This is a genomic window from Pseudomonas rosaeacicularis, from assembly GCF_057128745.1.
Genome location: NZ_JBSKHT010000025.1, coordinates 52,557 through 67,071, shown reverse-complemented (window position 1 = coordinate 67,071; position 14,515 = coordinate 52,557). Strand labels below are relative to the sequence as shown.

The 14,515-nt window shown below is 60.3% G+C and carries 10 protein-coding genes; 4 read left to right on the top strand and 6 right to left on the bottom strand.

Annotation, left to right across the window (positions count from 1 at the left end; translation table 11 throughout):
- Nucleotides 1-435 precede the first annotated feature (435 nt).
- Entirely contained in the window at nt 436-2,028 is a 1,593-nt protein-coding gene (locus tag ACWKWM_RS26580; RefSeq protein WP_483848959.1) for an ABC transporter substrate-binding protein, read from the top strand.
- On the opposite strand, the gene ACWKWM_RS26575 is transcribed toward ACWKWM_RS26580, so the two are convergent.
- The 5 genes from ACWKWM_RS26575 to ACWKWM_RS26555 all read right to left on the bottom strand — a co-directional run bounded on the left by ACWKWM_RS26575 (nt 2,025) and on the right by ACWKWM_RS26555 (nt 9,655).
- Entirely contained in the window at nt 2,025-3,209 is a 1,185-nt protein-coding gene (locus ACWKWM_RS26575) for a JmjC domain-containing protein (RefSeq protein WP_483848958.1), read from the bottom strand. The two genes, ACWKWM_RS26580 and ACWKWM_RS26575, sit on opposite strands and share 4 nt — an antisense overlap.
- On the bottom strand, nt 3,202-4,263 hold the full coding sequence (locus ACWKWM_RS26570) for an LLM class flavin-dependent oxidoreductase (protein WP_483848957.1): 1,062 nt from the start codon (nt 4,261-4,263) through the stop codon (nt 3,202-3,204). Before ACWKWM_RS26570 ends, ACWKWM_RS26575 begins: the two co-directional genes overlap by 8 nt.
- A gap of 170 nt (nt 4,264-4,433) precedes the next feature.
- Nucleotides 4,434-5,600, bottom strand: coding sequence for an LLM class flavin-dependent oxidoreductase (locus ACWKWM_RS26565; RefSeq protein WP_483848956.1), 1,167 nt, complete (start codon nt 5,598-5,600; stop codon nt 4,434-4,436).
- Nucleotides 5,601-5,685: 85 nt separating this feature from the next.
- Nucleotides 5,686-8,223: a TonB-dependent receptor plug domain-containing protein gene (locus ACWKWM_RS26560; RefSeq protein ID WP_483848955.1), complete on the bottom strand. Its 2,538-nt coding sequence runs from the start codon at nt 8,221-8,223 to the stop codon at nt 5,686-5,688.
- Between the two features lie 190 nt (nt 8,224-8,413).
- Entirely contained in the window at nt 8,414-9,655 is a 1,242-nt protein-coding gene (locus ACWKWM_RS26555; protein ID WP_483848954.1) for an acyl-CoA dehydrogenase family protein, read from the bottom strand.
- Between the two features lie 276 nt (nt 9,656-9,931).
- Here ACWKWM_RS26555 and ACWKWM_RS26550 point away from each other — a divergent pair, with 276 nt between their 5' ends.
- Genes ACWKWM_RS26550 through ACWKWM_RS26540 form a run of 3 tightly spaced genes read left to right on the top strand, consistent with a single transcriptional unit; the run spans nt 9,932 to nt 13,406 of the window.
- Entirely contained in the window at nt 9,932-10,921 is a 990-nt protein-coding gene (locus ACWKWM_RS26550; RefSeq protein WP_483848953.1) for an ABC transporter permease, read from the top strand.
- Nucleotides 10,918-11,769, top strand: coding sequence for an ABC transporter permease (locus ACWKWM_RS26545; RefSeq protein WP_483848952.1), 852 nt, complete (start codon nt 10,918-10,920; stop codon nt 11,767-11,769). The genes ACWKWM_RS26550 and ACWKWM_RS26545 overlap by 4 nt, the downstream gene beginning before the upstream one ends.
- Before the next feature lie 29 nt (nt 11,770-11,798).
- The gene (locus tag ACWKWM_RS26540) at nt 11,799-13,406 is read left to right on the top strand and encodes an ABC transporter substrate-binding protein (RefSeq protein WP_483848951.1); all 1,608 of its coding nucleotides are present in this window, start codon (nt 11,799-11,801) and stop codon (nt 13,404-13,406) included.
- A gap of 36 nt (nt 13,407-13,442) precedes the next feature.
- Here the strand turns inward: ACWKWM_RS26540 and ACWKWM_RS26535 are convergent, their stop codons facing one another.
- Nucleotides 13,443-14,489: a LacI family DNA-binding transcriptional regulator gene (locus ACWKWM_RS26535; protein ID WP_483848950.1), complete on the bottom strand. Its 1,047-nt coding sequence runs from the start codon at nt 14,487-14,489 to the stop codon at nt 13,443-13,445.
- Nucleotides 14,490-14,515: the final 26 nt, after the last annotated feature.

The window sequence follows — 14,515 nt, the reverse complement described above, 5'->3', positions numbered from 1 at the left end:
GCGGGCAAGCCTCGCTCCAACGGAGTTTGCGCGCGTCGCGATGCCGCTTCTGCCCGGAGGGCGTAGGAGTCTGGCTTGCCGACGATGGGCTGCGCAGCGGCCCCAAATCCTGGCATCTCGGTACTTCAGACATACCGTGTTCTCAGGTGTTGCTGCCGGTACCCAGCAGATCGTCTACAGCTGGACTCCTACGCCCTCCGGGCAGAAAAAGGTTTGCTGTTGTAGCAAGGCTTTTGATTCTGGCCGCAGGCCGTAGGAGCTTGGCTTGCCAGCGATGGGCTGCGCAGCAGGTCTGAAACCAGACACTCTTGTTGTACCCGGCGGCCCGCATGTGCAGGTTTTGCTGCCGGTTCCCGGCAAATCGTCAGCAAGCTGGACTCCTACGCCCTCCGGGCAGAAACGTCATGACTAACGATCAATAAGGAATCAACCCACATGGTGACGCGACGTACATTTCTCGGCTACTCGCTGGCTTCCACCGCCGTGGTCGGCTTGCTTGGACAACGCCTGGCTTTCGCCGACCGCGCGGGCGGCACACTGATTATTGCGCAAAACCCTGAACCCACGGTGTTGACGACCGGCCTGACCACGGCGCCGGCAACTCAGCTGATTTCGCCGAAGATTTTCGACGGCCTGCTCTACCTCAGCCCCACCAACGGCCCGCAGCCCCAGCTCGCCGAAAGCTGGAGTTTCAGCCCAGATGGCTTGCAGGTCACCTTCAAACTGCGCCCCGGCGTGCTCTGGCACGACGGCAAGCCGTTCACTTCAGCGGACGTCGCCTTCTCGGTCATGGAGGTATGGAAAAAATACAGTTCCCGGGGCCGCTCGGCGTTCCCCAACGTGCAAAGCGTCGACACCCCGGACCCGCTCACCGCCGTCTGGAACCTGTCTAAACCCACGCCATATTTGCTCAGTGCTCTCAACGCCCGCGACTCGCAAGTGCTGCCCAAACATCTGTACGCTGACACCGACATCCTCAACAATCCGGCCAACACCGCACCCATCGGCACCGGACCGTTTCGGGTCAAGGAGTGGGTGCGCGGCAACTACCTGACCCTGGAGCGTAACCCCCATTACTGGCAGTCAGGCAAACCGCTGCTGGATCAGGTGATCTATCGCTTCATCGCCGACCCGTCTTCGGTATCGGCGGCGCTGGAAACCGGCGCCGTGCAGGTGGCCTACGCCGACACCCTGTCCAATAGCGAAATAAAACGCCTGAAAACCAACCCGGCACTGACTGTTTACGACCGTTTGAACACCTACGGCGGCACCGGCATCATGGCGCTGGAATTCAACCTGCAACGGCCGGAATTCCAGGACATTCGCGTCCGTCAGGCCTTCGCCCACGCCATCGACAAGGAGTTCATTCTGAAAAATATCCTGCTGGGGCAAGGCACCACCGCTGACTCGCCGATCCCGAAGAACTTTCCGCAGTTCTACAGCGCCGATGTGCCGCAATACCCCTTCGATCTGAAACGTGCCGAAGCGCTGCTGGAAGCCGCCGGCCTGACAAAGGACAAGGACGGCATTCGCTTGCGCATCAAGAATGACCCCAGTCCTTCAGCGGTGTATCAACAGACCGCGAACTTCCTGCGCAGCACCTTCGCCAAGATCGGCATCAAGCTGGAGATCCGCAATCAGGATTACGCCCAGTTCATCGACCGCGTGTACGGCCGGTACGATTTCGACACCAACCTGTCCCCCGCCTCCACCGCGCCGGACCCAGCCATCGGCCTGCAGCGTTTTTACTGGTCCAAAAACATCCAGTCAGGCGTTGCATATTCCAACGCCACCCACTATTCCAGCGCCGAAGTCGATGGCTTGCTGGAGCAGGCGCAAGTCGACAATGATCCGAAACGCCGCTGGGATCTCTATCACCAGGTGCAGACCAAAGTACTGGAGGACCTGCCGCGCATTCCGATCATCTCAAGCGAAGACGCATTGCTGGCGCGCAGCACCGTGCTCAACCTGACGGACTCCACAGGCGGCGGCTTCATTGGCAATCTGTCTGAAGTGCGCCTGGCCTAACGCGGCACCAATGGCCTCAGCGCGTGGGCCTTGACCAGCAGGTCCAGCAACTGACGCAGATCGCGACCGGCAATCTGCGGCAACGCGTCACTGAGGCAGTGCAGATTGAACACGGTTTGTCGTTGCTGCAGCCAAACGATGGCAGGCCGCAGCACTTCAGGCATTTCACTGTCCAGAGTGACGCGCGGGCGCCAGTCCTGATCAAGGGCAGTGACCCGCAATCGCGGTCGCGACAACCCATTTGACGCCTGCGGGCTGTCGGTCCACGTGAGCTGCGAGCCAGGCACTCGCAGTAATTCCCACTCCTCGGCCGAAGGCTCTGCGTTCCAGCGCAAAACAGGGGTGACGGCGTTCTCGCTCAATCGCCCTGCCAGCTCCGAGAACAGCGCTTGCACGTCAGCTTTGTCGACGTCGCCATACAGCGGCAGACGCCAGCGCGGATCTCCAATCAGCCACGGCTTTAACCAGCCCAGCAGTGCCTCAGCCACCACGGGCGGGCGGATCACGATACTCAGCGACAGTGATGGCGCCTGAGCCTCGGTTTTATGCCAGGTCCCGCGCGGCAGATACAGCACCGAGCCTGGCTGCATCTCTTGGGTTTCAAAGGTCGCATGCGCTGGATCGGGAAAGCCGTCACGCGCCTGTTCGTAGAGGTTTTCCACGGCCACCATGTCCGGCCCGAACTGGGCGCCATAGGGCAGCGGGATCTCGGTCATGGGCGCGAAGTGAAAGGTCTTGCGGCCCAGCAGCTGGATGGAAATCACTTCTTCGGCGTCGTAGTGACAAGACACGCCGTCGTCACCGGCAGAGGCGAACGCGCTGAGCCTGGCGCTGCCGGTCGCGACCCCGAGTTCACGCTCCAGTTGACGCAGAAAAGCCGGCGCGCCATTGAGGGTGCCAGCCACGTCCTGCAGGTACACGGTGAGCCCCAAGTGCACCAGGCTGGCGGCGTTGGCATGACTGTCAAAGGTCTGCGGCGAGCGTAAGCCACGACCAAACGACAGCGGGCCTCGATAGCGGTCGGCCAACGACTCAAGGCTGTTCAACAGCGGCTGTTGAAATAGCGCAGGCAATCGGCTCAACGGCCCGTGCTCGACCCGAATCGCCGATGGCCACGCCGCGCCTTCCGGTATCAAGGTGCTAACGCCGAACATCTGCCCAATGAGGCTTGATTCAGGCATATCTGGCCACAGCGGCGCGCACCAGAGGAATCACGTCACGGCCGAAAATCAGCGTGTCCGGCACCGGATCGAAACCGCGAATCAGGAATTTATCGACGCCGATCTTGTGGTATTCGAGCAACGCATCGGCCACCTGTTGCGGGGTGCCGACCAGTGCGGTCGAGTTGCCGTGAGCGCCGGTGGCGGCGGCAAATTCGGTCCACAGGCGTTGATCCAGTACCGCGCCTTGGGCCGCGGCGTCGCGCAATCGCTGGGAGCCGACGTTTTCATTCAGCGTCGGCGCCGGTGGATATTTGGCCTTCGCTGCAGCCAACAGCTCGCGGCTGCGGGCCCAGGCGGCCTCTTCGGTGTCGGCCACCAGCGGCCGAAACGCCAGCAGGAATTTGATCTGATCCTCGCGTCCGTATTTGGCGGCCGCCCTACGCACGTTGGCGATGGTTTCCGCCGTTTGCGCCAGGGACTCGCCCCACAACGCATACACCTCGGCATGCTGGCCTGCGACCTCGAACGCGGCTGCCGATGAACCGCCGAAGAAGATTGGCAAGCCCTCTGGACGCACCGGTTTGACGGTCGACAGCGCGCCTTTCACGCGGTAGTAATCGCCCTGATGATCAAAGGGCTGATCGCTGTGCCAGACCTTTTTCACCACCGTCAGGTACTCGGCGGTGCGCGCATAACGTTCGTCGTGGGCGAGGAAATCACCGTCGCGCTGTTGATCGGCATCGGTGCCGCCGCTGATGACATGCACCGCCAGCCGACCGTCGCTGAACTGATCCAGCGTTGCCAATTGCCGCGCGGCCACGGTCGGGGCGACGAAGCCCGGCCGATGGGCAAGCATCACCCCCAGCCGTTCGGTGTTGTGCAGCACGTAGGCGGCGATCTGGTTGTTGTCCGGCCAGGTCGCGAAACTGCCGATCAGCAAGCGATCAAAACCGTTGGCTTCGGCAATCTGCGCCAGGTTCTTGATATACGCCTTGTCGATGATCGGGCCGCTGGCCTCGATCACCTCGGCACCGCTGCGGCTGCTGGTATGGCCGATGAACTCCAGACTCATGATGTGCTCCTGATGAATAGATGATTGACCATTTTTCAGTGGATCACCGCCGCCGCATCTTCTGTAGAGCCAACTCGTTGGCGAGGCGACTGGAAATGGTCATTCAGCCAAAACCGCCTCGCGAACAAGTTCGCTCCTACAGTTCAGCTGCGCCGCTGTGACCCGTACGATCACACCCTCAAACCCGCTTCCTTGAGCAGCGGCAAGATGCGTTCGCCGAAGTGCTTCAGGTCCACCGCGAAGTCGTGGAAATTCAACTGCACGCCGTCGATCCCTGCCGCTTTGAGCGCCACCAGTTGCTCGACCACCTGCTCCGGGGTGCCGACGATTTCGATGTTGCCGCCCAGCCCCAACCCGGTATTGCGCGAGCCTTCCGCGCGGCCGCGCCAGGCGTGGGCGTCGCTGGCGTACGCCTTGTGGTTGCCGAACGCGCCGGGTACTTTGTTGCCGACGATGCCTTCCAGGTACTCCCGGGTCTCCTGTTCGGTGTCGCGGCTGACGATGATCGGATTGATGATCGTGCGCACTTCACGTCCAAAATGACGGGCGCGGGCCTTGATCTTCTGCACGTGGGCCGGGATGTCTTCCAAGGTTTCGCGAATGCCCGAACCCGATGAATTGGTGATGAAGATCAGGTCGGACTGGCTGGTAGCGAAATCAATGCCCGCCTCGGAACCGGTGGCGGTGACTAGTATCGGTCGGCCATACAACGGCTTGGGCGTGATGAACCCGTCCTTGATTTTCCAGCCGTGCTGCCCCTCGTAGGTGAAATTCTCGTTGCTGCTCCACAACGTGTTCAACACGTCGAACAGCTCACCCGCCAGCTGATAGCGCTGGTCGTGCTCGATTTGCGGACGACCGAACATCTCATGCTCCACAGGCCGGTGCCCGGTAACAATGTTGATGCCCCAGCGGCCCTTGGCGATGTGGTCCAGCGTCGCGCCGTATTTGGCGATGTGCAGCGGATGCAGCGGTCCGTACAGCACATGAATGGTCGAGACCAGCATGATGCTTTTGGTGATCGCCGCCATGGCCCCGAGAGCAATGAACGAGTCCAGCGACGCTTCGCCGTCATAACCGCCCTTGGGCAGCCACTGCGTGCGACTGAACGCCAGCTCGAACCCGAGCGCTTCCGCCTGCTGAACGATTTTGGCGTTGTAGTCGAACGTCCAGGTGTTGGACGTCGGGTGATTGGTCAGGCGGATGTCCTGCATGTTGAGAAACACCCCAAGCAACAACGGTTGCTTGAGGGCTTTGCTTAACGGGCTGTCGGCATGGTCCAGCGGTGTAGGAAAGGCCGACCGTTCAAACGATGGGTTGAGTTGTGGCTGAGCCATTTCGGTGTCCTGTTCTGGATCGGTTGAAAGAGCGCGAATGAATGGCTGAAGCGGTCAGGTCCGTAAGACCCGACCGCCGCCGCGATTACCAGAAATAGTCGAGTCGCGCGTAGTAGTAGCCGCCGTCCACGCCGTAGGGCGAGTACCAGCTGTAGGCCGGGTTATCGACTGGAAACAGGTAGTAAAGCTTGGCCTGTTCGGAGAGCTGCTCGGGCCGTTTGTTAAAAATGTTCAGGCCGCCAATCGATACCTTCATCTGGTCGCTGACATTGAAACCAACGTCCAGATCGGTGATGAACGCGGGCCTAATCTTCTCGTCGCGGTTTTCGTTGTAGTAGTTCTTGCCAGTCACCGCCGAATAGCGGGTTTCCTTGAGCGTGACCTCGAAGTCATCGATGAACCAAGTGTGCTGCAATGCCGTCTTGTTCTTCGGGAACGCGCTGGTCAGGTTGCCCTGCTTGTCGCGACCGAGCACGCTCACGCCGGTACCCGCCAATGAGTCGGGCTCATTGATGCCACGTATTTCCTGAAGGCTCTGGGTGCTGGTCAGGGTCCACTTGCCGCGACCGTATGGCCCGTAATCAATACGGTAATCCCCCACCAGATCGATACCGCGGGTGCGGGTGTCGGCCAGATTGCCGTAGTAGGAGACTGCCTGGCTGGTGCTCAAACCGGCGGCGGCGAGAAGACTGGCGACGTTGGGGTCGTTCAGGCCGCTCAGGGAACTGGTCTGGAGGATGCGGTCCTTGATGTCGATCTGGTAAAAGTCCACCGACAGGTCCAGGTTTTTGGTCGGCGTCGCGACGAAGCCAACGCTGTAGTTACGTGACTTCTCCGGCTTGAGTTCCTTGGAGCCCAGAGCCGAGGCGGCCACTGACCCCGGCACAGCGTAGTTGGTGACTTGCTGTTGCAACTGGCCGGTAATCGGGCTCACGCCCCAGGCCGAGGTGCTGGACGAAAAGTGCTGCTGTTGCAGGGACGGTGCGCGGAAGCCATTGTTGACCGCACCGCGCAAGGCGAACTCAGGCGTGAGCTGATAGCGCGTGGACAGCTTGCCGCTGGTGGTGTCGCCCACATCGCTGTAATGCTCGAAGCGCCCGGCCAGACTCGCTTCCCATTTGTCGGTGAGCTTCTGCGTAAAGTCGACATAACCTGCGGTGTTGCTGCGATCCCAGCTGCCTTCGGCGGCGGGACTGAAGCCGCCCCATCCTGCGGAGCCCGAATTGGGACGCTTACCGGCATTTGGCGATCCAACTGGGTAGACGTAACCGCCATCGGCATAGGACTGGAATTCCCCTTTGCGGATCTGATAAGTGTCGACCCGGTACTCGACGCCTGCCGCAACGCGCAACGGATCTTTGAACAGGCCCGTATCGAAGCCACGATTGATGTCGAGGTTATTGGTCCATTGGCTGAAGATGGCATCGCCGTTATCGAAATCTGTTTTGCTGGCGGGTCCGAACGAGGCGTTGAGCGAGTCGTCGTTGCGCAGGTTGACGTCGTTGCGGCCCCAGTTGGTCGAAGCGTCCCAGTCCCAACCCAGAACGTCCTTGCCCTTGAGGCCGAACGCGCCCTGGAAGTCGTCTTCTACCGAACGAAATTTGGGCTGGAAACCATCGGGATAAATTTCTGGAACGTTCTGGGCCGAGACCGCGGTACGGAACGTGCCAAAGCCTGTGGAATCACGGTGACTGAAGGTCGAGAACGAGTAGAAGTCCAGCTCGTCGTTGAGCGGCAGTTCCATGTTGTAAGCAGCGTTATAGGTCTGAACCCGCGGCTGGCCCATGGTCTGCCGATAGCGACTTTCTCCGTATTCGCGCGGGTCGTTGCCGGCGTAGATCTTGGTGCGATCGGGCACCGAGCCCGCCGCGTTGCTGGTCTCCTGGATTTTGACGTCGCCGCTCAAGCTGAAGAAACCATCGTTGGGCAGCTCGAAACCCTGATTGAGCGAGGTCTGACCGGTGGCGCCGTAAAAGCCCTTGTGCCCTTCCCGCTCGCCGTACTGGCCATAAAGCGCGGTGGCCTGCCCGCCACTTTTGTTGCGCTTGAGGATGATGTTGATCACACCTGCGATCGCATCGGAACCGTACTGGGCCGCGGCACCGTCGCGCAGCACTTCAATGTGATCGACTGCGCTGATCGGAATCAGGTCCAGATCCACCGGCGACTGGCCGTTGGAGGTCGCCGAGGACTGGTGAAAAATCTGCGCGGTGTTGTGCCGGCGTTTGCCGTTGACCAGCACCAGCACCGCGTTACCACCCAGCCCACGCAGGGTCGCTGACTTCACAGCGATGCCGCTGGCACCGGTAAAACCTGCGTCGTTGGTGTACGACGGCACTTGCGCGGCCAAGGCATCGCGCAAGTTCTGTTTGCCTGAGCGCGCCAGGTCCTCGGCACTGATCACATCGATCGGCGCAAGGCTTTGCGCCACGGTGCGCTTCTCGGCGCGGGACCCGGTGACCACGACAGTTTCCAGGGCATCATCGCCTTTGCCGGACTGGGCGGAGTTGCGGGGGGCACTGGCGTCATCGGCAAACACGGCGGCGCTGCCGCACAGCGTCATGACGCCGATGGACACCATCAGTCCAAGGGGCGAGCGTGGGGTATTCAAACGAGCATTCATGCGACTACCTGCAAAAAATCAATTTATTGCTGGCGTGGTGGACGTTCCTGGCCATCGAACAAGGATTATTAAAAGAGCGGTACCTGGCGGGGTCTTGCGCGTTTATAGGTTTTTAGCTGACACGGTATTGATACGGTGAACCGGGTTGAAACATTGAACGGTGTTGCACACTTCGATTGCCGATGACGACTTAAAAGACCAGTCCTTCGCGCAAGTGCGTGGTGTTGTCATTCAAGTAGTAGTCACCCACGACGCGGGCTTTGTGCAATAACGGGTTGTGATTGAGCACTGTCCGAATGTTTCTCCAGTGCCGATCAAAATTGTATTTACGCGACGTGGCGGACCCACCGCCCACTTCAAACAACACTTCAGCGGAACGCAGGGCAAGTTTGGCAACCACCACTTGCATTTGCGCATTGCTGATCGATGCGTCTATCAACTGTTGATCAAGTGTTGCCGGAGCAACAAACAACGCAACCGAACTTTGATCAAGAATGCGCGCGGTATTGGCAATCAATGCATCCACAGCATAGGTATTAGCGGCTATTTCGCCGACGACTTGTTGCACGAACTGATCGTCACGGGCGATATCCGCCGGGCTGTGCATCGCGGCCCGCGCCTGTTTGCGCACATAACTGACCGCGTCCGCGCGAATGTTGCGCACCACCCCCGCAGCACAGGCCGCCAGGTGCAGCTGGCGCAGGCTTGAGCAATGGCGTCCGACGTCGGCGTTGTGGCTGCGGGTCTTGATCTCGCTGGCGAACACCTCGACGTTGTCGAGCAGCACACCGCCACTGGCCGTCAGGCGCTGACCCATGCCGTCCCAGTCGTCCAACACATGAATGCCAGCCCTGTCAGCGGGGAGCAGCACGGAGATCAATTTGCCGCTGTCGTCGGTGGCGGAGAAAGACAGAAAGTCTGCGTACGCAGAGCCCGTGGCGTACCATTTCTTGCCGTTGAGACGGTAATTGGCGCCGTCCTGAGTAAGCCTCGTCAGAATCGTCCCCAGCGGCGCCCCCACTTCAGTGTGTGCGCCGGCGAAAAGCTTGCCGTCAAGAATCTTGCTGATGTAATCGCGTTTTTCCGGGCTGTCAGGGCTATGGATCACCGCTTCGCTGAAATTGAAGTGTGAGCGCAGCGCGTGTGCAACATTGGGGTCGGCGCTTGCCAGAGTGGCGATCAGCTCAATGTACTGACTGACACTGCCGGCTGGGCCACCCAAATCTCCAGGCACCCGTAACGCGCCAAGCCCGGCAGCGCTGATCAGTTTGAAAGCTGCAAACGGCAGTTCCCGCTCCAGATCACGCCGGGAAGCGTCTTTGGCTATTTCTTCGACCAATCCGGGTACTTTTGCCAGCAAACGTTGCAAACGGTCGGCGGGCGAAGTGTCGAAACGGGTCGAGTCAACATCAATAGAATGATTAAGCGCCACACTAGCCTCATTTAATTAAACAGGGACAAGCGTTCCACCCACTTTGGTGGACCCTATAACTTTTCGGAATATGCGAAAATTGTACAGCGCATGTAACAGGTTGGAGGCCGACAGTAATGATCCGACTGCGGCCCGTCAATCTCCGGGCATTGACCAAGGTATATCTTTTTTATCTATGCTTAGATAAGTGCAAAAGCATAACGTTATTACTTTTTCCTTCATTGACAAAGGTTATAAGCAAATAGTTAATAGCGCCGCACTTGCCGGGATCATTCAATGAAGATATTGCTGACATTAAGCAACGCCGTCTGGCGCACTTTGCTGCACACCCTGCCGACCATGCTCGGTATTCTGTTGATCAACTTTCTTCTGTTGCAACTGGCCCCCGGCGATGCAGCCGACGTCATGGCTGGCGAATCCGGATCAGCGACCAAAGAAAGTCTCGCCGCACTGCGCTCCCAGTTTGGTCTGGACCAGTCGATCCCCGTGCAACTCTGGCATTACCTGAACAATCTGGCGCACTTGAACCTGGGTTATTCGCCACGCTACGGCTCAACCGTCGAAGCCCTGATCTCCCAGCGTCTGGGTACCACCCTGACCTTGATGCTGCTGGCGCTGTTTTTCTCGCTGGTGCTGGGCATCGCGCTGGGCATGCTCATGGCCCACTGGCACGGGCGCTGGCCCGATCGCGTGCTGTCGGTATGTTCGCAGTTCTTTTATTCAGTGCCCGGTTTCTGGATCGGCCTGATGCTGATCGTGGTGTTCTCGGTCAAATTGGGCTGGTTGCCCACAGGTGGAGCCGGCACGATCGGCGCAGAGCTGCACGGCTGGGCGGGCATCCTCGACACCTTGCGCTACATGGCGCTCCCGGCCAGCTCCCTGGCGCTGATTTACATCGCGATCTACGCGCGGCTAACACGCGCTTCAATGCTCGAAGCAGGCGCTCAAGACTACGTGCGCACTGCTGCCGCCAAGGGCCTGTCGCCCTGGGTCATCACGTTCAAGCATGTACTGCGCAACGCGCTGTTGCCGATCACCACCATGGCCGGGCTGCATTTTGGCGGCATGCTGGGGGGCGCGGTAGTGATCGAAACCGTGTTCAGCCTCCCCGGTCTCGGACGCCTGGCCTACGATGCGGTGATGGCGCGTGACTACAACGTGCTGCTGGGCATTCTGTTGATCTCCTCACTGCTGGTGATCATCACCAACGTGCTGGTGGATCTGCTGCAAACCTGGCTCGACCCGCGCATCCGGAGCCGTCGATGAGTACGCGCCGCAGCCCTGCCTTCAAGCGCTTTATGCGTAACCCCACCGCGCTGGCCGGACTGATTTTCTTGATCGCCATCACCGCCCTCGCCGTGTTTGCGCCCCTGCTCTATCCCGGTGATCCGCTGGGTATGGAAGCCGACGCCTTGCTCTGGCCGGGACAGGATTGGCATTACCCGCTGGGGACCGACGCTCTGGGCCGCGACGTGATGGCCGGCGTGGTTCACGGCGGGCGCGTGTCGCTGCAAGTGGGGATTCTGGCGAGCCTGTTCGGCGTTTCGCTGGGGCTGAGCATTGGCGCCCTCGCCGGCTATTTCGGTGGCCGGATCGACTACAGCCTGCAACGCCTGATCGAGATCTTCCAGACCATGCCCAGCTTCGTATTGCTGGTGGCGCTGGTCGCCATTGCGCAGCCTTCGGTGCCGACCCTGATCTTCGCCATCGGCATCATTTCCTGGCCGACGGTCGCTCGTCTCGTGCGCGCCGAAGTGCGCTCGATCCGCGAACGCGAGTACATCCTCGCCGCTCGCAGCGTTGGTTACACGCATCTGCGAATCATCGTGCTGGAGGTCCTGCCGAACATCTTGCCGACGCTGATCGTCACCGCTTCGATCATGGTCGCCTCGGCAGTACTCATGGAATCGGCACTGTCGTTCATGGGCCTGGGCGATCCGAATCAGGTGAGCTGGGGCAGCATGATCGGCAGCGGTCGCGAACAGATTCGTACCGCCTGGTACCTCACGGCGATCCCCGGCCTTGCGATCTTTCTCACGGTGCTGGCTTTCAATCTGATCGGCGACGGCCTCACCGACGCGTTCAATCCCACTCACGCTCAAGGCCGTAAATGACTTCGGCCCAGCCCTGACGGAAACCCATGATGACCCTGACTCGACGCCAACTGCTGGTCTACGCCGGCGCCAGCGGCACCCTCCTGCAACTGACGCCGCGCTTCTCGTTCGCCGACGGCACCCCCGTGCGCGGCGGCACCCTGAAAATGCACATCGCCATCGAACCGCCGATTCTGGTGAACCTGACTCACACGGCGGGTGCTGCGGTGTACATCACCGGTAAGGTCACCGAAGGCTTGTTGACCTACGATCTGGACCTCAAGCCGCTGCCGCAACTCGCCACCGCCTGGACCGTGAGCGATGACGGCCTGGAATACAGCTTCAAATTGCGCGAAGGGGTGAAGTGGCACGACGGTCAGGATTTTACCGCCGACGACGTCGTGTATTCGCTGCAAACCCTCAAGGCCTCCAACCCGCGAGGCCGCGCGACCTTCGCCAACGTCGCGAGCGTCACGGCAATCAACCCGCATCTGGTGCAGCTCAAGCTGAGCAAGCCCGCGCCGTATCTGCTCACGGCACTCGCTGCATGCGAATCGCCGATTGTGGCCAAACATGTGTACGGCGACGCGCGCCCGGAAACCCACGCCAACGCCACCGCACCTATCGGCACCGGGCCTTTCGTGTTCAAGGAATGGGTGCGCGGCAGCCACGTGATTCTGGAGCGCAACCCCAACTATTGGGACGCGCCCAAACCGTATCTGGATCGCATTATCGTGCGTTTCATTGCCGACTCGGCGGCCACCGTCGCTGCGCTGGAGGCCGGTGAAATCGATATCTCGACCGGCGGCGTGCCGCTCAGTGATATCGACCGGATCAAAAGCAATACGCGCCTGAGCATCGAGGACCGCGGCGAGCCGTACATCAACGGCATCACCCGCGTGGAATTCAACTTCGACAATCAGTACCTGCAAAAACATGAGGTGCGCACCGCCATTGCCCACGCGATCAACCTTGAGTTCATCCGCAAGACCATTTTCCTCGGCTACGGACAGCCGCTTTACGGGCCGATCAGCCCGGACATGAAAGCGTTCTATGCACCGGACTTGCCGCGTTACGCGTTCGACGTGGCCAAGGCTAATCAGCTGCTCGACGACGCAGGATTTGCCCGCGATGGCAGCGGCGTACGCTTCAAGCTTACGCTGGACCCATTGCCTGGCCCTGAAACCTATCGACGCACCGCCGACTACATCAAGCAGGCGCTGGCGAAGATCGGGATTCAGGTGACCCTGCGCTCACAGGATTTTGCGACCTACGTGAAACGCGTCTACACCGACCGCGATTTCGACTTCACCCTCAACGGCATGAGCAACCTGTTTGACCCGACCGTGGGCGTGCAGCGGCTGTATTGGTCGAAGAACTTCCAGCCCGGCGTGCCGTTCTCCAACGGCGCTCACTACAGCAATCCAAAGGTCGACCAGTTGCTGGAAGCGGCTGCGGTGGAGACCGATGTGCCCAAGCGTTTTGAGCTGTTTGCCGAGTTCCAGAAAACCATCGTCGAGGACCTGCCCGATCTGGGCATTTCGACCGTGGTCAACCCTATCGTCTACGACAAACGCGTGAGCGACTTCTTCGTCGGGGCCGAGGGGCTGGGCGGTAATGCCGCGCAGATATACCTCAAGGGCACCGCTCCTGCATGAGGTAGCGCTGCAAAAACGGATGCGATGCTCGCCCTCTCAGGCGCTCTCGCGTTCAATCACATCACAAGCCAGCAGATTCAAGCGCTGCAACTCACCCTCCTGCTCGACCACCCCGAGACTTTGCAGCAGGCGGGTGGCGGCCAGGACGCCGATTTCCAGCGCTGGAGGTTTTATCGTGCTCAGGCTCGGCATGAGCATCTCGGCGAAGGCGTAGTCACCGAAACCTAGCACAGCGCAATCCTGCGGGATTCGCAGTCCGGCGCGCTGGCCAGCGAGCAGTGCGCCAGCGGCCAGATTGTCGTTGGCGAACACGATGGCATCGGGCTTGTCCGGCCGACTCATCAAGGCCTGCATGGCCTGCTTGCCAGCTTCGAAGGGTGCGCAATCAGGGTCCGGCGCAAACTCTATGGGATCGAGGCCCAACTCGATCAGCGCCGCCGAACAGCCATCGCGCCGTTCCAGCGCGCTAAAGTCACCCGCCGCGCTGTTCTGCACGAACGCAATGCGCCGATACCCCTTGCCGTGCAGATATCGCGCAGCGGTGACCCCGACCTCAAAGTGCGAAAAGCCAATCTGAATCGGCGCCCGGTCCGGTTGGTAGTCCCAGGTTTCTACCAGCGGGATATCCGCATCGGCGAGCATCTTTTCGGTAGCTGCGCTGTGAAAGTGGCTGGTCACCACCAACGCCGCCGGGGACCAGCCCAGAAACGCGCGCACCGCACTTTCTTCCTGCTCGACCGAAAAGTAACTGGATGCCAGCAACAGCTGATAGCCATGGCGGCTGAGAGTGTCGCTGAACCCCTGGATGGTATTGGCGAAAATCGGCCCCGAAATGTTCGGCACCACCATGCCGATGATCCTGCCGCGCGCCGAAGCCAGGCCGCCCGCCACCATATTGGGCACATAACCCAGCTCTGCAACGGCAGCGGCAATGCGCTCCCGGTGTTCTTCAGAGACTTGATCCGGCTGATTGAAATAACGCGAAACCGTCATCGTCGAAACCCCGACGTGCGTGGCAACAGTCTGCAAGGTGATGCGCCCTGCTCCACGCCGTTTGCGCGGCGGGCTCTTCTGATCGCTCAAGATTCCGGCCTATCTAACAAAAAGGA

Bases quoted from the DNA above. Each gene is read 5' to 3' on its own strand.
- ACWKWM_RS26580 (WP_483848959.1), top strand. From the start codon at position 436: ATGGTGACGCGACGTACATTTCTCGGCTACTCGCTGGCTTCCACCGCC.
- ACWKWM_RS26540 (WP_483848951.1), top strand. From the start codon at position 11,799: ATGACCCTGACTCGACGCCAACTGCTGGTCTACGCCGGCGCCAGCGGC.
- ACWKWM_RS26575 (WP_483848958.1), bottom strand. From the start codon at position 3,209: ATGCCTGAATCAAGCCTCATTGGGCAGATGTTCGGCGTTAGCACCTTG.
- ACWKWM_RS26545 (WP_483848952.1), top strand. From the start codon at position 10,918: ATGAGTACGCGCCGCAGCCCTGCCTTCAAGCGCTTTATGCGTAACCCC.
- ACWKWM_RS26570 (WP_483848957.1), bottom strand. From the start codon at position 4,263: ATGAGTCTGGAGTTCATCGGCCATACCAGCAGCCGCAGCGGTGCCGAG.
- ACWKWM_RS26560 (WP_483848955.1), bottom strand. From the start codon at position 8,223: ATGAATGCTCGTTTGAATACCCCACGCTCGCCCCTTGGACTGATGGTG.
- ACWKWM_RS26550 (WP_483848953.1), top strand. From the start codon at position 9,932: ATGAAGATATTGCTGACATTAAGCAACGCCGTCTGGCGCACTTTGCTG.
- ACWKWM_RS26565 (WP_483848956.1), bottom strand. From the start codon at position 5,600: ATGGCTCAGCCACAACTCAACCCATCGTTTGAACGGTCGGCCTTTCCT.